General features: G+C 71.7%; 19 protein-coding genes. 10 read left to right on the top strand and 9 right to left on the bottom strand.

Annotated elements, in window-relative coordinates; translation table 11 throughout:
• Positions 1-44: 44 nt before the first annotated feature.
• Together FHS29_RS06465 and FHS29_RS06470 are read left to right on the top strand one after the other, a co-directional pair.
• Complete coding sequence (locus FHS29_RS06465; RefSeq protein WP_184689210.1) at positions 45-875, top strand: DddA-like double-stranded DNA deaminase toxin; 831 nt, start codon at positions 45-47, stop codon at positions 873-875.
• A complete protein-coding gene (locus FHS29_RS06470) occupies positions 863-1,264 on the top strand; it encodes an Imm1 family immunity protein (protein ID WP_184689212.1) in 402 nt (133 codons plus the stop codon). Before FHS29_RS06465 ends, FHS29_RS06470 begins: the two co-directional genes overlap by 13 nt.
• 59 nt (positions 1,265-1,323) lie before the next feature.
• On the opposite strand, the gene FHS29_RS06475 is transcribed toward FHS29_RS06470, so the two are convergent.
• The gene (locus FHS29_RS06475; protein WP_184689214.1) at positions 1,324-2,280 is read right to left on the bottom strand and encodes a M64 family metallopeptidase; all 957 of its coding nucleotides are present in this window, start codon (positions 2,278-2,280) and stop codon (positions 1,324-1,326) included.
• 178 nt (positions 2,281-2,458) lie between these two features.
• On the opposite strand from FHS29_RS06475, the gene FHS29_RS06480 reads away from it, so the two are divergent.
• The 4 genes from FHS29_RS06480 to FHS29_RS38070 all read left to right on the top strand — a co-directional run bounded on the left by FHS29_RS06480 (position 2,459) and on the right by FHS29_RS38070 (position 7,401).
• Positions 2,459-3,238 carry a cytochrome c biogenesis CcdA family protein gene (locus FHS29_RS06480; RefSeq protein ID WP_184689216.1) on the top strand — a complete coding sequence of 260 codons (780 nt, stop codon included), beginning with the start codon at positions 2,459-2,461 and terminating at the stop codon, positions 3,236-3,238.
• Between the two features lie 50 nt (positions 3,239-3,288).
• A complete protein-coding gene (resB, locus tag FHS29_RS06485; protein ID WP_184690003.1) occupies positions 3,289-4,776 on the top strand; it encodes a cytochrome c biogenesis protein ResB in 1,488 nt (495 codons plus the stop codon).
• The gene (gene ccsB / locus FHS29_RS06490; RefSeq protein WP_184689218.1) at positions 4,776-5,723 is read left to right on the top strand and encodes a c-type cytochrome biogenesis protein CcsB; all 948 of its coding nucleotides are present in this window, start codon (positions 4,776-4,778) and stop codon (positions 5,721-5,723) included. The genes resB and ccsB overlap by 1 nt, the downstream gene beginning before the upstream one ends.
• Positions 5,724-5,823: 100 nt before the next feature.
• Positions 5,824-7,401, top strand: coding sequence for a nucleotide-binding protein (locus tag FHS29_RS38070; RefSeq protein ID WP_184689220.1), 1,578 nt, complete (start codon positions 5,824-5,826; stop codon positions 7,399-7,401).
• 44 nt (positions 7,402-7,445) lie between these two features.
• Here FHS29_RS38070 and FHS29_RS06500 read toward each other — a convergent pair whose 3' ends face one another.
• Positions 7,446-7,622, bottom strand: coding sequence for a hypothetical protein (locus tag FHS29_RS06500; RefSeq protein ID WP_184689221.1), 177 nt, complete (start codon positions 7,620-7,622; stop codon positions 7,446-7,448).
• A 52-nt stretch (positions 7,623-7,674) separates the two neighbouring features.
• Positions 7,675-7,893, bottom strand: a complete 219-nt coding sequence (locus FHS29_RS06505) for a BldC family transcriptional regulator (RefSeq protein ID WP_312864786.1) — start codon at positions 7,891-7,893, stop codon at positions 7,675-7,677.
• 150 nt (positions 7,894-8,043) lie between these two features.
• On the opposite strand from FHS29_RS06505, the gene FHS29_RS06510 reads away from it, so the two are divergent.
• The gene (locus FHS29_RS06510) at positions 8,044-8,511 is read left to right on the top strand and encodes an Lrp/AsnC family transcriptional regulator (protein WP_184689223.1); all 468 of its coding nucleotides are present in this window, start codon (positions 8,044-8,046) and stop codon (positions 8,509-8,511) included.
• A gap of 11 nt (positions 8,512-8,522) precedes the next feature.
• Positions 8,523-8,780, top strand: a complete 258-nt coding sequence (locus FHS29_RS06515) for a DUF4229 domain-containing protein (RefSeq protein ID WP_312864787.1) — start codon at positions 8,523-8,525, stop codon at positions 8,778-8,780.
• On the opposite strand, the gene FHS29_RS06520 is transcribed toward FHS29_RS06515, so the two are convergent.
• The 3 genes from FHS29_RS06520 to FHS29_RS06530 are packed head-to-tail and all read right to left on the bottom strand — an operon-like array spanning position 8,777 to position 10,463.
• Complete coding sequence (locus FHS29_RS06520) at positions 8,777-9,070, bottom strand: hypothetical protein (RefSeq protein WP_184689225.1); 294 nt, start codon at positions 9,068-9,070, stop codon at positions 8,777-8,779. The genes FHS29_RS06515 and FHS29_RS06520 overlap by 4 nt on opposite strands.
• Positions 9,067-9,420, bottom strand: a complete 354-nt coding sequence (locus FHS29_RS06525) for a PadR family transcriptional regulator (RefSeq protein WP_312864788.1) — start codon at positions 9,418-9,420, stop codon at positions 9,067-9,069. The genes FHS29_RS06520 and FHS29_RS06525 overlap by 4 nt, the downstream gene beginning before the upstream one ends.
• A 50-nt stretch (positions 9,421-9,470) precedes the next feature.
• Positions 9,471-10,463, bottom strand: coding sequence for an ADP-ribosylglycohydrolase family protein (locus tag FHS29_RS06530; protein ID WP_184689227.1), 993 nt, complete (start codon positions 10,461-10,463; stop codon positions 9,471-9,473).
• A 68-nt stretch (positions 10,464-10,531) separates the two neighbouring features.
• On the opposite strand from FHS29_RS06530, the gene cds1 reads away from it, so the two are divergent.
• Positions 10,532-11,581, top strand: coding sequence for an L-cysteine desulfhydrase Cds1 (gene cds1, locus FHS29_RS06535; RefSeq protein WP_312864789.1), 1,050 nt, complete (start codon positions 10,532-10,534; stop codon positions 11,579-11,581).
• A 142-nt stretch (positions 11,582-11,723) separates the two neighbouring features.
• Entirely contained in the window at positions 11,724-12,140 is a 417-nt protein-coding gene (locus tag FHS29_RS06540) for a hypothetical protein (RefSeq protein WP_312864790.1), read from the top strand.
• Between the two features lie 51 nt (positions 12,141-12,191).
• On the opposite strand, the gene FHS29_RS06545 is transcribed toward FHS29_RS06540, so the two are convergent.
• From FHS29_RS06545 to menE, 3 genes are all read right to left on the bottom strand, one after another.
• Positions 12,192-13,064 (bottom strand): 1,4-dihydroxy-2-naphthoate polyprenyltransferase, encoded by an 873-nt coding sequence (locus tag FHS29_RS06545; RefSeq protein ID WP_184689230.1) that lies wholly within the window; start codon positions 13,062-13,064, stop codon positions 12,192-12,194.
• 207 nt (positions 13,065-13,271) lie between these two features.
• On the bottom strand, positions 13,272-14,516 hold the full coding sequence (locus tag FHS29_RS06550) for a DUF8814 domain-containing protein (protein ID WP_184689232.1): 1,245 nt from the start codon (positions 14,514-14,516) through the stop codon (positions 13,272-13,274).
• A gap of 129 nt (positions 14,517-14,645) precedes the next feature.
• A complete protein-coding gene (menE, locus tag FHS29_RS06555) occupies positions 14,646-15,668 on the bottom strand; it encodes an o-succinylbenzoate--CoA ligase (protein WP_221455481.1) in 1,023 nt (340 codons plus the stop codon).
• Between the last annotated feature and the right edge of the window lie 155 nt (positions 15,669-15,823).

Genomic DNA, 15,823 nt, shown 5'->3' on the forward strand with positions numbered 1-15,823 from the left:
TTTCTCCGTTGTCAGTCGGTGGTGTCGTCCGGGTGCGGCCCGGTGTGTTCGACCGGGTAGGCGACGAAGTCGTCCGAGAGGCGAATACCGGGGTCAACGACGTGGCCGGAGAGATTTCCAAGGCCATCGACAAGGCAAGCAAGGCCCGGGACGCCCTGGCGCAAGCGGACGACCTGGCGGAAGACGCACACGACTTGCTAGCCGTGGCGCTCAGGGGTTCGGTGGCTGATCAGTCGAACGTGGAACAGATGCTGGACGGGTTCAGGGAAGCGAGGGCGGACATGCTGACCCTGCTCCGCACGCTGGACGCGGGCCGAGCGGCGGCGGAACGGTACCTGGCCACGCTGACGGTCGAGGGCACCCCGCGGCCGGGCCCGGTCACTCAGCGGCCCGCACAGCCCCCGCGGCAGCCACCCCCGGACCGCGCGGCCGGGCCCGACGAAACGCTTGTGGTCCCGCCGGAACAGCTGGAAGCGCTACGGCGGGAACTGCCTCCGCCGATCACCCGCGTGAGCAGTGGTCAGAAGACGCACGGCCGATGGATCAGACCGGATGGCACCGTCGAGCCGATCGTGAGCGGCAGGGACGCCGACGCGGATTCGGCGGACGAACGGTTGGAAAAGCTGGACATGCCGGGCCGGGCCGCGCGTGCGGCGGATGTGGAGATGAAGTTGGCCGCACGCATGGTGCGGGAGGGAATCCGCCACGCCACCGTGGTGATCAACTACACGCCGTGCCGTGGTCGGTTCGGGTGTGACACCCTCGTGCCGATTGTGCTCCCGGAGGGGGCCACACTGACCGTGCACGGGGTGACCCCAGAGGGGCAGCCGTTCCGCAAGCGATACACAGGAGGGGCCCGGCCGTGGTGGCGCTAGAAGCCTGGTTCGACGGCGACACGGACGAACCGGCGATCATCAACACGGCGGCCGAGCTGGACACCGTGTTGGACACCGTGGCCGGGTGGGGCGGCCGGCACGTCGTGGAACTGCTCCTGGCCGACGATCCGGGGCACGCGATTTTCGACGTGGCCATTGACGGCGAACAGGAACGCGGTGCGCTCTACTACTCGGCCCGCAACCGCGAAACGTGGTTCAGCAAGGGAACCGACACGGCCGCAGGGACACCGATCTACTTCTACATGTCCTCGCCCACCGAATACCCCGTGGATGGGGAACTCCCGTTGGACGTGGTTCGTCGGGCCGCGCACGAGTACATGACCAGCGGGGGCGCGCGCCCGACCGGTATCGAGTGGCAACCGCGCTAGGAGTAGCACGGCCCGGCCGGGGTTCGCTGGAGCGCATGTGAGGCCGCCGCCCGGTTCGTTCAGCGCAGTTCGGGGATCTTCGCCTTGAAAGCGTTGATCATCGCGTCGCGGCCCACGAGGTTGAACTCACGGCCGAGGGTGCGCATGATCGAGTTCTCGGTGGGGCGGTACAAGCCGTACCGGTGGTAGCGGCTGCCCTCGTAGGCGCCGACCGTGCCGCCGTCCGGAGAGGTCTGGCCGAGGTAGTGGGACCACTTCCCGCCGGTCGGGTCGGTGGTGGCGTTGGGCTCGACAGGATCGCTGCCGGTGTACCGGTCGTAGGGGTAGTCGTACTCGTCGGCCAGGCCGCCGATGGAGTGGCCGAGTTCGTGCACGGCGATCTGCCCGGCCTGCGCGTTCGCTCCCGAAGCGGTGGCCACCGCGCCGCCGGCACCGCCGTACTTGGCGGTGTTGCCCAGCGCGATGACCTGGTCGGCCCCCGGGGCGAGGGCGCCGAACTGGGCCGCCTTGGTCTGGTTCACGCACAGCAGCCGCTCGGTGTTCACGTCCCGCCCCTGGCACCAGAAACCCATGTCCAGCGCGGTGTCCCGGGCCGAGCCGAGGGACGGGTCGTTGTCCACACCGGACTCGTCGGAGACGACGTCGACCTGCCACACGTTGAAGTACTGCTTGTAGGACTTGAAGGGTTCCACCGCCGACAGCTCGTCCCACTTGCCGATCACGTGGGCGTGGTAGGTGTCCAGCTCGGACGACGTGTAGCCGTCGCCGACGAACACCAGGTCGTAGCGCTGGTCCGCGGCACCGGTCTGCTGGATCGGGACGACCTCGGCGGCCACTTCCGACAGCGCCGCTCTGGCCTCCACCGCGACCGGGACGGCGACCTGCGTGATGGTGCCGTCCGGCGAGAACACCTCCCGCCACTCCACGGGCGACTCGGCCGCGCCACCGGGTGCGGGGGCGGTGGCGACCACGAGTGCGACGGCCAAGACCGGCAGGGTCAGTCGGCTAACGCGCATGGCGTCACGCTATGAAGTAAGTCACTCACTCACAAGGGTGGAAAGTCGTGTTCAACCCGTAGGTGAGCGCGGAATGCGCCCGCCGGGGTGGAATTCGGCGCTTGAAGTGCTGTGACCCAAGTCGCCGCTAAGGGAGTCCGGTGAGCGGGTCTCAGCAACCCGTACCTACCCTGTTCGCGTGAACCCGACCACCGAGCTTGCGCTCTCCGGGCCGCTCGTGCTGGCCGCCGGCGTGGCAGTGCTCGCGGGCGCGATCTCGTTCGCCTCGCCGTGCGTGGTCCCGCTGGTGCCGGGCTACCTGGCCTACCTCGCCGGCCTCGTGGGCGCGGAAGCACCGGCCGTCCGGGACGGCGAGGACCGCAAGGCCGGCCGCTGGCGGGTGGCCGGCGCCGCCCTGCTGTTCGTGCTGGGCTTCACCGTCGTGTTCGCCCTGACGTCGTTCGTCGTGCTGGGCCTGAGCACCACCCTCTACTTCGACGCCGACGTGTTCCAGCGCATCGGCGGCGTGATCACCATCGCGATGGGCCTGGTGTTCATCGGTCTCGTCCCCGCGTTGCAGAAGGACGTCCGGCTGCACCGCACGCCGCGCGCCGGCCTGCTCGGCGCGCCGGTGCTCGGTGGGATCTTCGCGCTGGGCTGGACGCCGTGCGTCGGCCCGACGCTCGCGGGCGTGCTGGCGTTGGCGCGCAGCACGGAGGTCGGATCGGCCACCGCGCGCGGCGCGGTCCTCGTGCTCGCCTACTGCCTCGGCCTGGGCCTGCCCTTCGTGCTGATCGCGCTGGGCGCGCGGTGGGCGGTGCGGGTCACCGGGTGGCTGCGCGCGCACGTCCGCCAGGTGCAGGTGTTCGGTGGTGTGCTGCTGATCGCGGTGGGCGTCGCGCTGGTCACCGGGCTGTGGGGCGACTTCGTGTTCTGGCTGCGCGACGCCGTGGTCAGCGACCTGGAACTGCCGTTGTAGTGAGAGCGTTCCTGGCCTTCCTGCGCAACACGTGGCGCGGTCTCACCGCCATGCGCACCGCGTTGACCCTGCTGTTCCTGCTCGCCCTGGGCGCGATGCCCGGCGCGCTGCTGCCGCAGCGGTCGCTGAACGCGCTGAAGGTCACCGAGTACATCGCCGAGAAGGGCTGGTGGGGCCGGCTCCTCGACAGGCTCCAGTTCTTCGACGTCTACGCCAGCTACTGGTTCTCCGCGGTCTACGTGCTGCTGTTCGTGTCGCTGGTCGGCTGCCTGCTGCCGCGCACGTGGGAGTACTTCAAGCAGATGCGGGCCAAGCCCGTGCTGACCCCGCGCAACCTGTCCCGGCTGCCGCACCACGCGTCCGAGGAGCTCTCGGCGAGCCCGGAGGCCGTCGTGGCCCGGGCGAAGCAGCGGCTCCGGGGTTGGCGGCTGGTGGAACGGGAGGAGGCCGGCGGCGCGCGCAGCGTCAGCGCCGAGCGCGGCTTCCTGCGCGAGACCGGCAACCTGGTCTTCCACTTCTCCCTGCTGGGCCTGCTGGTGGCGTTCGCGCTGGGCAAGATGTTCGGCTACGAGGGCCAGGTCATCGTGCAGGCGAACGGCGGCCAGTTCTGCAACTCCGGGGTGTTCAACTACGACACGTTCCGGCCCGGCCTGCGGGTCGACGGCACGAACCTGAACCAGTTCTGCGTGAAGGTGGACGACTTCCACGCCACCTACCTGCACAACGGCCAGGCGCAGGAGTTCCGGGCGAACATCGGGTACCAGTCCGGCGCGGACCTGGACAGCGGCACCTGGCGGCCGTACCCGCTGGAGGTCAACAGCCCGCTGCGCACCGCCGGCGACCGCGTCTACCTGCTCGGCCACGGCTACACGCCGCTGTTCACGGTCACCTTCCCGAACGGCGTCACGCGCACCGGCGAGACCCAGTGGCGGCCGGTGAACGACGTGACGCTGGCGTCCGAGGGCGCCACCAAGTTCGACCCGCCGGGCGTGACCGACACCGAGCAGCGCCGCAAGAACCAGCTCGCGATCACCGGCCTGCTCGCGCCCACCGCGGTGTTCCGCGGCGAGCTGCTCGACTCGGCGTTCCCCGAGGACCGCGACCCGGCGGTGGCGGTCGACGTCTACCGGGGCGACCTGGGCACCGACTCCGGGCGCGGCCAGTCGATCTTCGCCATCGACCGGCAGCAGGTGGAGAACGGCAAGCTGGCCAAGGTCGCCCGCCAGAACCTGAGGAAGGGCGAGTCGACCACGCTGGACGACGGCACCGTGATCCGGTTCGACGGGGTGCGGGACTGGGTCTCGCTCCAGGTGTCCCACGACCCCACGCAGGTCTGGGTGCTGGCGTTCTCCGTGCTGGTCATCCTCGGTCTCGGCACGTCGCTGACCATCAAGCGCCGCCGGGTGTGGGTGCGGGCGACGCCGCGGGGGGACGGGCGTACGGTTGTCGAGGTCGGTGGCCTGGCGCGCACCGACCAGGCCGGGTACGGCGAGGAGTTCACCGCACTGTCCCGCGACCTGCTCGAGGAGGAGAGCTGATGCCGGTCAACGCGACGCTGGCGACCTACAGCGACTGGACCTACGGCGCGGCCGTGGCCGTGTACGTGATCGCCGCCGTGTTCTACCTGTGCGAGCAGGCCTTCACCAAGAACAAGGTGAAGCAGCGCGAGCTGGTCGCATCGGGCACCCAGGTCGCGGGCACCGCCGAGGACGGCACCTGGACGCCCGGCCTGGTGGTGCGCGAGCAGCCGTCGCGAGCCGAGCGGCTGGGCCGCATGGGCGTGGCGATGACGCTGCTCGGCGTCGTGCTGCACGGCGCTTCGCTGGTGCTGCGCGGTCTCGCGACCGAACGCGCGCCGTGGGGCAACATGTACGAGTACACGGCGCTGCTGACGTTCGCCGCCGTGGTCGGCTGGCTGGTGCTGATGCGCATGTTCCCGGTGCGCCGGCTCGGCGGGTTCGTGCTGGTCCCGATCGGCATCCTGATGTTCCTCGGCGGCACCGTGCTGTACGCGGAGGCCGCGCCCGTGCAGCCCGCGTTGCAGTCGTACTGGCTCGTGGTGCACGTGTCGGTGATCTCGGTGTCCAGCGGCCTGTTCCTGCTGCCCGGCGTGGCCAGTGTGCTGTACCTGCTGAAGTCCTCGGGTCGGGCGCGGTTCGCCAAGCTGCCCGACTCCGACGTGCTGGACCGGTTGGCCTACCGCAGCACGGTGTTCGCGTTCCCGCTGTTCACGCTGGGCATCATCTGCGGCGCGATCTGGGCCGAGGCGGCGTGGGGCCGGTTCTGGGGCTGGGATCCCAAGGAGACCGTGTCGTTCGTGGCCTGGGTGGTCTACGCGGCTTACCTGCACGCGCGGGCGACCGCCGGTTGGCGCGGCCGTCCCGCCGCTTGGGTCAACACGTTGGGCTTCGCGCTCACCGTGTTCAACCTGTTCTTCATCAACCTGGTCACGACCGGATTGCACTCTTACGCGGGTGTGAATTAGACCCCCTACCCAATGTCGTGGAACCGTTGCCCGCCGACTACCGTCGCAATCGTGAGGTCGGGGAGGGCTCGATCCGCTTTGCTCAGGGAGGACCCCAGCGGTGACCGGTCGCTACGAGAATCCTGAGCCGTCGTGGCAGCCGCCCTCGGGTTCGGAGGGGCAGCAGCCCGACCCGAACCAGTCGGGTGGCCACCCGGTTGACCCCGGATCGGGTGCCCACTACGTCGACCCCGCCACGGTGTACATCGACCCGTCCGCGTCCGGCCCGGTGACCGGCCCGCCCAGCGGCGGCTTCCCGCCGCAGGGTCCGCCCAGCGGCGGTTTCCCCGCGCAGGGCACGCCGTCGGGCCAGTACCCGGTGGCCGGGCAGTCCGGTCCCTACCAGGTCGGCCACCAGTCGGGCGCGTACCAGGTCGGCAACCAGAGCGGCGCCTACCAGGTGGGCAACCAGGGTGGGCCGAGTCAAAGTGGTGCCTACCAGGTGGGTAACCAGGGTGGCCCGAGTCAAAGTGGTGCCTACCAGGTCGGTAACCAGGGTGGCCCGAGTCAAAGTGGTGCCTACCAGGTCGGCAATCAGGGCGGCCCGAACCAGAGCGGCGCCTACCAGGTGGGCGGGCAGTCCGGGCCGTACCAGGTGGCGGGCCAGTCGGGGCCGCACCACTTCGACCCGAACGCGCAGCAGCCGCAGTTCCAGGGCCCGTTCCCGAACAACTTCCCGCAGAGCATCCAGCCGCACCAGCCCCCGCTGCCGGCCAGCGCGCACGACATGTCGTCGCAGCAGCTGATCAAGCGCGCCAAGCGCCCGCCGCAGTCCGGCTGGCGCAAGACCCTGCACGCGGTGACCGGTGGGCTGGTCAACCTGGGCGAGAGCCCGGCGGACGTGCGCCGCCGCGAGCTGATCGGCCGGATCAACCAGCCGCTGCGCGGGTGCTACAAGATCGCGATGCTGAGCCTCAAGGGCGGCGTCGGCAAGACCACGACCACCACCACGCTCGGCTCCACGTTCTCGTCGCTGCGCGGCGACCGGGTGATCGCGGTGGACGCCAACCCGGACCGCGGCACGCTGGCGCTCAAGGTGCCCCGGGAGACCACGGCCACCGTGCGGCACCTGCTGCGCGACGCGTCCCGGATCACCAAGTACAGCGACGTCCGCGCGTACACCTCGCAGTCGCCCAGCCGGCTGGAGATCCTGGCGTCCGAGCAGGACCCGGCGGTGTCCGAGGCGTTCAGCGACCAGGACTACCTGCGCACGGTGTCGCTGCTGGAGCTGTTCTACAACATCGTGCTGACCGACTGCGGCACCGGTCTGATGCACTCGGCGATGAAGGGCGTGCTGGACCAGGCCGACTCGCTGGTGCTGGTGTCGTCCGGTTCGGTGGACGGCGCGCAGACCTCGGCGGCCACCCTGGACTGGCTGGAGGCGCACGGTTACCGCGACCTGGTGGCCAAGTCGGTGGCGGTGATCAACTCGGTGCGGCCGGGCTCGGGCAAGGTCGACCTGGACAAGCTCGCGGCGCACTTCTCCCAGCGCTGCCGGGCCGTGGTGCGCATCCCGTTCGACGCGCACCTGGAGGAGGGCGCCGAGATCGAGCTGGACAAGCTCGGCCCGGAGACCCGCTTGGCGCTGCTGGAACTCGCCGCGACGGTGGCGGACGACTTCCCGAACAAGGTCAACTGACCTCGGGACGCGCGAAGGGGCCTCGGTGGAGGCCCCTGTCCGCGTTACTCGTCCTCGGGACGCTTCTTCTTCTGCTCACCCAGCTTGCGCAGGAACTCGGGATCGTCGTCCGGCGCGACGACGCGGCGGCTGGGGGCGGTATCGACCCGGTCCGGCCCGAACGCGCGCCACAGCAGTACCGCGATCGTCAGCGCACCGATCAGCGCGAGCACGTAGAGCATGGTCGCCACCTCCTTTGCCACGACATTACCCGTGTCCCGGAGGTAAACGGCGTCACCGGCGCACCGGTTCGCTCGCCTCGGTGGTCAACTGGGAAAGCAGGGCCTGCACCTCGGACTCGCGGAACCGGCGGTGGCCGCCGGGTGTGCGGATGGAACCGATGCGGCCGGCGGTGGCCCAGCGGGTCACCGTCTTGGGGTCGACCCGGAACAGGTTGGCCACCTCACCCGGTGTGAGCAGCCGTTCCCCCTGGTGTCCCTGCGTCACGGTCACGGTCTTCCTCCCCGATGCCGAACAGACGTACCGGACGCATCGTGGCATCCCGACCTTCGGGTACTCGAACGCTTGGGTGATGGTAAAGAGGTAGTAAGGGACGAAGTGCGCGGTTCGGACATCGTTGCGGGTGGCCCTAGGCTAGGCCCGGTGGACGCACTTGATCGGCAGATCATCGCCGCCCTCCGGGTGAACGGCCGGGCCACCTACGCCGACCTGGGGCGCAAGGTGGGGCTGTCCGCCTCCGCCGTGCACGAGCGGGTCGGCAAGCTGGAGGCCACCGGCGTCATCGTCGGCTACCACGCGGTGGTCGACCCGAGCGCGGTCGGCCTGGGGGTGACGGCTCTGGTCAGCATCCACCCCACGGACACCGCGGACGACGACGAGGTCGCCCTGTCGCTGGGCGAGCTGATCGAGGTCGAGTCCTGCTACCGGGTGGCGGGCGACGAGTCGTTCATCGTGAAGGTCCGGGTCGCCACGGTGGACGACCTGGAGCGCGCGCTGGGCCGGTTGCGGCGCATCTCGGGCGTGGCCCGCACGCGCACCACGGTCGTGCTGTCCACCCGCTTCGAGGGCCGGCCCAACACCGCGCCGGCCGCTCCGGGAAGCACCGCGTAACCTGGGTAACCGTGCACCTGGGTCGTGATGTGACGCTGTACATCTGCGCGCGGCTGGGCATGGTCGCCGCGGTCACTGCGGCGCTCGTGTTGGTCAACGTGCCGATGCTGGTCGCGCTGGCGGTCGGCGTGGTGGTCGCGCTGCCCATCTCGATGTTCGTGTTCCGCGGCCTGCGGGTGCGGGTCGCGCGCGGGCTGGAGGAGCGGCAGGGCGCGCGCCGGGCCGAGCGGGAGAAGCTGCGCGCGCAGTTGCGCGGCGAGGCCGGCTAGACCAGCAGCAGGAGTCCGCCGCCCAGGTTGCCGATGAGCAGCACGACGAACACCGCGCCGAGGTGCCTGCTCTCGCGCAGCCGCAGGGCGACCGCGAGCACACCGACGGGCAGTACCACCGGTCGTGTCCGCGCCACCCGCAGCGCGCCGAGCGCGATGCCGAGCGGGGAGAGGCCCAGTTCCCGTGCGCCCAGCACGTCGGCGCGCCACTGTTCCCGGTGGCGAGCCCGTTCGGCGGGTCGGAGGAACGCTGCGGCGCAGCTGACGAGGGCCAGTGCGAGGCGGGTCATCGGGTGGCCTCCGGACGCGGGTTGTGTGCCGGGGCGGCCATGCGCGCCCGGGACTTCGCGGCTCGCGACTGCTCGGCTGCGGACTTGCGGGCGCAGGCCTTCACCGCTTCCCGGGCACCGTCCGGGGTGAGCACGTACATCCGGCGGCGTGGGCCGCGGCGTTCGGCGTCGTCGTCCCAGTGCGAGGTGACCCAACCGGCCCGTTCCAGCCGGTCCAGCAGGGGGTAGACGCTGCCGGACGGGCGTCCGGTCAGCTTGATGACCTCCAAGCCCCAGCGGGGCCGCGTGCCGTCGAGCAGCACTTCCAGCACGTCGACGGTGGCCTTGCCGATCCGTTGCAGTGGCTCCACGAACGCTAAGCTACCTATGTAGTTCAAGCCTGTCCACGACCAGCGCGCGACTAGCGCCCGAACACCTCGGACGCCTCGCCGATCAGCCGGTCGATGACGTCCGCGAGTTCCAGGTCGGACAGCCAGTGCTCCGGGATGGCGTCCACGCCGTCCCGCGCGCCCAGCAGGTTCCCGCACAGCGCACCGGTCGAGTCGCTGTCCCCGGAGTGGTTCACCGCCAGCAGCAGCCCGTCCGCCAGGTCCCGCGCCGCCAACGCGGTGAGCACGGCGATCGCCAGCGCCTCCTCGCCGACCCAGCCGCCGCCCAGTGCCGTCTCGATCACCTCGGCCGACGGCCGCACACCCCTGGTCCCCATCTCGACGGCCAGGTCGAGCAGCACCAGTTGCTCCTGGTGCCCGTCCCACTGCTGGAGCTCCTCGCGGGCCACGTCGATCGCCGCGACCAGGTCCGCGCCCGCCAGCAGCCGCTGCACCAGCACCGCCAGCACGCCGGCCGACAGGTAGCCGCTGGGGTGGCCGTGGGTGAGCGCGCCGGTCGCCGCGGCCAGGGCGAACACCTCCCGCACGTCGTCCGACCAGAGCGCCACGGGTGCCGCGCGCATCACCGCGCCGCAGCCCTTGGAGTCGTTGATCGGGTGCTCCACGGTGCCCAGCACGCCGGACCGCAGCGCGGTCAGGCAGGTGTTGCCCGGCGCACGCGCCTGGTGCAGCTCGGGCACGTCCAGCAGCCACCCGTCGGACGCCACCCCCGGCCCGCCCTGGGTGCGCAGCCACCGGCCGTAGGCGACCCGCACCTCGTGCACCGGGTCGCTGCCCCGCCGTCGGGCCAGCACCAGCCCTTCCAGCGTGAACAGGGTCATCTGGGTGTCGTCCGTGATCGCGCCGAGCCGGCCGTACGCCGGTGCGTAGTCGGTCAGGCCGGACGGGCCGAAGCGGCCCCGGATGCGGTCGATGCGGTCGAACTCGATCGAGCCGCCCAGCGCGTCGCCGACGGCGCCCGCCAGCAGGCTGCCGCGCAGAGAACTGCTCCCACGTGTGGTCACGTCGCAGAAGTTATCGTGCCGGCGTGACCATTTCGGTAGACCGATGTAGCTCCCGTACCAGGGAATGGGTGTGCGAGGCCGTCCGGATCATCGACGCGGACGCCAACCGCAGCGCCGACACGCACCTGCTGCACTTCCCCCTCCCGCTCGAATGGGGAATCGATCTTTACCTCAAGGACGAGTCGACCCACCCCACCGGCTCGCTCAAGCACCGCCTCGCGCGGTCGCTGTTCCTGTACGCCATCTGCAACGGCTGGGTGGTCGGCGGCACGCCCGTGATCGAGGCTTCGTCGGGCTCCACGGCCGTGTCCGAGGCCTATTTCGCCCGCCTGCTCGGGTTGCCGTTCATCGCGGTGATGCCCCGTTCCACCAGCCCGGAGAAGGTGGCGCTGATCGAGCGGCAGGGCGGCCGGTGCCACTTCGTGGACGAGCCGAGCGCGATCTACGACGAGTCCCGCAGGCTCGCGGTGGAACTCGACGGACACTTCATGGACCAGTTCACCCACGCCGAGCGGGCCACCGACTGGCGCGGCAACAACAACATCGCCGAGTCGGTGTTCCAGCAGATGGCCCTGGAAGCCGCGCCGGAACCGGAGTGGGTGGTGGTCGGCGCGGGCACCGGCGGCACCAGCGCCACCATCGGCCGCTACATCCACTACCGCAGGCTGCGCACCCGGCTGGCCGTGGTGGACCCGGAGCACTCGGTGTTCTTCGACGCGTGGCGGGACGGCGACCCGGCGCTGGTCGGCACGCGGGGGTCGCGGATCGAGGGCATCGGCCGGCCGCGCGTCGAGCCGTCGTTCGTGGGGCAGGTCATCGACCGGATGATCAAGGTCCCGGACGCGGCTTCGCTGGCCACGATCCGGCACGTGGAGCACATCCTGGGGCGGCGGGTCGGCGGGTCGACCGGCACCAACCTGTGGGGCGCGTTCCAGCTGGTCGCCGAGATGAGGGCGTCCCGGTTGCGCGGCAGCGTGGTCACCCTGCTGTGCGATGGCGGCGAGCGCTACGCGAACACGTACTACGACGACGACTGGGTGGCCGCCCAGGGCCTGGACCTGGCTGCGCACCAGGCCACCCTGACCGAGTTCCTGGCCACCGGGATGTGGTCGGTGTAGGTGTCGGCCCGGCCGTCGGCCCGTGCTCCGGCGCGGGCGTGGGCTCCGGTCCGGCCGTGGGCGCGGACGTCGGTCCTGGTCGGGAATTTCGAGGTCGGGGGGAACGCGGGACGGGTGCGCTGCGTCGCAGCGTTCGATCGGCGTGTCGGAAGGGGTTGCCGTGGGCGTGTGGCGGACCGCGGAGGTGCTGACGGCCGAGGACGTGCTGGCCAAGTCCGTCGCCGCCGCCGAGCAGGCGATGCGCGACGCGGCCAAGCTGCGCTACCCGACCCGCGAGCCCTCCGCGGACGACGTGCGGCGGGTCATGCAGTTCGCCAAGTCGAACGAGGCTTCGCCGGAGTTGCAGGCCTTGCAGCGGCGGATCGCGGCCGGGTACCTGAGCTGGCGGCAGGTGCTGTCCGGCGAGGCCGCGGAGGACCGCGGGGTCCGGGCGGCGTTCGAGAAGGACCGGGAGCGGCTGGCGGCGCTGTGCCGGGGCGAGGAGCCCCGGACCCGGCCGCCGCGACCCAAGCGGCACGACGACGAGGAGCCGATGAGCTTCACCGAGGACGCCTGGTAGCGGCTCCCGCCCGCGCCGGTCCCCGCGGTCGGCGCCGTCCCCGCCTCCCCGTCAGCCGAGGACCAGGGTCGCGGTGGTGACGACCGCCCACAGCAGCATCGCCAGGCCGGTGTGCTGGAGGACCGGGATCAGGTCGGGGCCCTTGCTGCCCTTCGCCACCCGCCGGGCGCCCAGCACGACCAGCGGCAGCGCCAGGAAGGCCAGCAGGGCGAGGGGCTCGCGCAGCCCGATGGCCAGGGTGATGACGAACGGGATGGTGATCAGCGCCAGGTACAGCCGGCGGGAGTCCTTGTCGCCCAGGGTGGTGGCCAGGGTCCGCTTGCCCGCCTGGCGGTCGGTGGGGATGTCGCGGAGGCTGTTGGCGATCATCACGCCGGTGGAGAACGCGCCCATGGCGATCGCGCCGCCGATGCCGATGCCGGTGATCTCGCCGGTCTGCACGTACAGGGTGCCCAGCACCGCCGCCGGGCCGAAGAAGAGGAAGACCGCCAGTTCGCCCAGGCCCGAGTAGCCGTACGGCTTGCGGCCGCCGGTGTAGAACCAGGCGGCGGCGATGCACACCGCGCCGAACAGGACCATCCAGTAGCGACCGCTCAGGACGATCAGGGCCAGCCCCGCCAGTGTCGCCACGGCCAGCGCCGCGAAGGCCGCGGCGCGCACCGCTTTCGGGTTCGCCGCGCCCGAGCCGACCAGGCGGAACGGGCCCACCCGGTTGGCGTCGGTGCCCCGGATGCCGTCGGAGTAGTCGTTGGCGTAGTTCACGCCGATCTGCAGCGCGACGGACACCAGCAGCGCCAGCAGCGACCGGGTCGGGTCGAACCCGTCGATGTGGTGCGCCGCGCCCGCGCCCACCAGGACGGGCGCGATGGAGTTCGGCAGGGTGCGGGGACGGGTTCCCGAGATCCACTGGGCGACTGTGGCCATGTCGCCCATCCTCCGACATGGATCTCGGGATCCCTCTCCCGGGTGGCTCGGCCGGCAGCACCGTCGCGGCAGTGCCGTTGCGGTGGTGGACGTTGCGGTGGCGGGCGTTGCGGGGCCGGCGTCGCTGTGGCCGGGTTGCCGGGGAGGTGTCGCCGGGGCAGGTGTCGTCGGTAACCGGTGTTGCGAGTGGCCGGTGTCGCGGGCGGTTCAGCAGACGGGCGCGTCGGGGACCTCGGACACGTAGGCCTTCGCCACGTACATGTCCGTCGCGATCCGGTACCAGATGTCCGACGTGCCCTGGGTTCCGGAGACGGGCTCGCCGACCAGTTGGCACTCGACCCGCACCCGGGCGTGCTTCGCGGCCAGGCCCACCTGGGCCGCACTGGAGGTCGCGCCGCTGCGGACGTTCAACGGGTCCTTCTCGGTGCGGACGACGCCCTCGGGGCCGGCGCCGGTCCACAGGTAGGTGACGGTCACCCACGCGTTCTCGGTGAGCCCCAGGCCGTCCCAGAACGTGCCGTCGGCCAGGTCGACGCCCGCCGGGTTGGCCACCTCGCGGCCGAACTGGTCCTTGCCGCCGTTGTAGCCGTCCTCGCGGGCCGCCTGCGCCTGCGGCTTGCCCTGCGGGAGGTCCTGCCACATCTCGCGGGTGTCCGCCGGGTTCCAGTAGTCGTCCTTGGTGTTCCACGGCCCGACGTCCCAGACCGGCGCCCACTCGCAGCGGCCGTTGGCGGCGCAGACCCGGACGGTGTAGGTGCCGTCGTCGTTCGCGGACAGGCCCCGGCGGGACGGCAGGGCGGCGAAGTGGTCCCGGTCGGTGATCACGTGGCCGTTCGCCGTGGTGCCGCCCACCAAACCCTCGCGGGTCGCGTAGACGCGGTAGGTGAGCTCCGCCGCCTCGGCGGGGGACGACCTCGTGGTGGACGGCGTGAGGGTGAGGTCGCCGACCTCAGGGGTCTGCGGGCCGGTCGACGTCAGCGCGAGCCTGACCTGCACGGTGTCGACCGCGGCGGGGAGGACGGCGGGGACGCCGGGGCGGGCCTCCACCCACTCCGTCCACCGGTCGTCGCCCAGCGCTCCGCGCACGTCCACGGCCACCTCGGTGCCGTTCGGGATCGAGGTGGTGGCGGTGGCGGCGATGGTGTCCGCCGGGGTGTCGAGCCGGTGCGGGGCGAGGGTGAGGAAGCCGGTGCGCAGCGCGTTGCGGGTGCTCGCGGCGGACGGCGCGGTGCGGGCCAGGCTCACGGTGTGCCCCCGGCCCTCGCCCTGGCCGGTCGAGATGACGCCGCTGTCGTCCTGGTCCACGATGGACAGGTCGGGTCGCCAGGACCGGTCGCCCAGAGCGGTCGTCCCGGCGGGGCCGGCGGTGGCCGGTGCGGTGGACGCCGTGGTCAGGGCCGTCGCCACGGCGAGCGTCGACAGGTAGCGCCTGGACCGGTAGCGCCTCGTCATCGCAGCACTCCTCGCCCGGACGGGAGGAGCGGAGGGCGCCGCTGCAAGGACCACCCGTCACGGCTGGGTCGAGCCAAGCGCGGGGGATCGTTACCTGTCAACCAACAATGGCGGCCTCGTGGGAAAAATTCACCCAAACGAGCGAGCGACGGCGGCCCGGTCCACCTTCCCCGGCCCCCTGAGCGGCAGCTCCGGGACGAACGCGATGTGCTTCGGGGTGGCGGAACGGCCCACCGCCTCCCGGACCGCGGCGGTCAGCCGGTCGGGATCGGGTGGCGTGCGCGGGTCGCCCGGCACGATCGCCGCGGCGACCGCCTGACCCCACTCCGGGTCGGCCACGCCCACTACGCAGACCTCGTGCACCCCCGGTTGGGCGGCCAGCACCCGTTCGACCCGGGTCGGCGAGATGTTCTCCCCGCCGCTGATGATCATGTCGTCGGCCCGGCCGAGCACCTCCAGGCGGCCGTCGTCGGTCAGCCGCCCGAGGTCGCCGGTGCGGAACCACTCGCCGAACGGTTCACCGCCCTGGTAGCCGAGGGCGAGCACGGGGCCCGCGATCTCGATGCGACCTTCGGTGCCGTCGGCCGCGGTGCCGGTGCCGTCGGTGAGGCGCACGCGGACGCCTTCCAACGGAACACCGTCGTAGACGCAGCCGCCGGCGGTTTCGCTCATCCCGTAGGTGGTGACGATGCGGACGCCGGCGGCCCGTGCCCGTTCCAGCAGCGACGGTGGTGTGGCGGCCCCGCCGATCAGGACGCCGTCGAAGGCGCGGATCGCGGCCAGGCCTGGGCCGTCGGTGGCGACCAGGCGGGCCAGCTGCGTCGGCACCAGGGCGGTGTAGTGCGGGCCCGGCCGGGTCAGCACGCCCCGGGCGGCGGTGGCGAACCCGGACGCGCGGAAGCCGGTCGACAGGTCCATGACGCCCGGTTCGGTGCCGGCCACCAGCGAGCGGACCAGGACCTGGATGCCCGCGATGTGGGTGGTCGGGAGCGCCACCAGCCACGTTCCGGGACCGCCCAGGCGGGCGTGCGTCAGTTCCGCCGAGGCGACCAGGGCTCCGGCGGACAGCAGGACGACCTTGGAGTCGCCGGTGGAGCCGGACGTGCCCACGGCCAGCGCCGCCGACGTCTCCCACCCGCGCAGCCCGTGCAACGGCTGCCCGCCGGGGACGACCGCCGGCGGTGTCGACGCTGCCCCCCCGGGAGCACCGGACCCGCCCGACGGGAGCGCGCGAGGCTCGCCGGACCGGTCCGGCCGCCCGGCTGTGCCTCGGACACCGGACGGGATTCCCAGGGCCGGCGCCAAAA

Origin of the sequence: Saccharothrix tamanrassetensis, assembly GCF_014203665.1 — a bacterium.
Taxonomy (GTDB): domain Bacteria; phylum Actinomycetota; class Actinomycetes; order Mycobacteriales; family Pseudonocardiaceae; genus Actinosynnema; species Actinosynnema tamanrassetense.

Coding starts and splice junctions, on each gene's coding strand:
- ccsB (WP_184689218.1), top strand. CDS start 4,776: ATGCCGGTCAACGCGACGCTGGCGACCTACAGCGACTGGACCTACGGC.
- FHS29_RS06500 (WP_184689221.1), bottom strand. CDS start 7,622: ATGCTCTACGTGCTCGCGCTGATCGGTGCGCTGACGATCGCGGTACTG.
- FHS29_RS06475 (WP_184689214.1), bottom strand. CDS start 2,280: ATGCGCGTTAGCCGACTGACCCTGCCGGTCTTGGCCGTCGCACTCGTG.
- FHS29_RS06545 (WP_184689230.1), bottom strand. CDS start 13,064: ATGGCCACAGTCGCCCAGTGGATCTCGGGAACCCGTCCCCGCACCCTG.
- FHS29_RS06550 (WP_184689232.1), bottom strand. CDS start 14,516: ATGACGAGGCGCTACCGGTCCAGGCGCTACCTGTCGACGCTCGCCGTG.
- FHS29_RS06520 (WP_184689225.1), bottom strand. CDS start 9,070: ATGACCCGCCTCGCACTGGCCCTCGTCAGCTGCGCCGCAGCGTTCCTC.
- resB (WP_184690003.1), top strand. CDS start 3,289: ATGCGCACCGCGTTGACCCTGCTGTTCCTGCTCGCCCTGGGCGCGATG.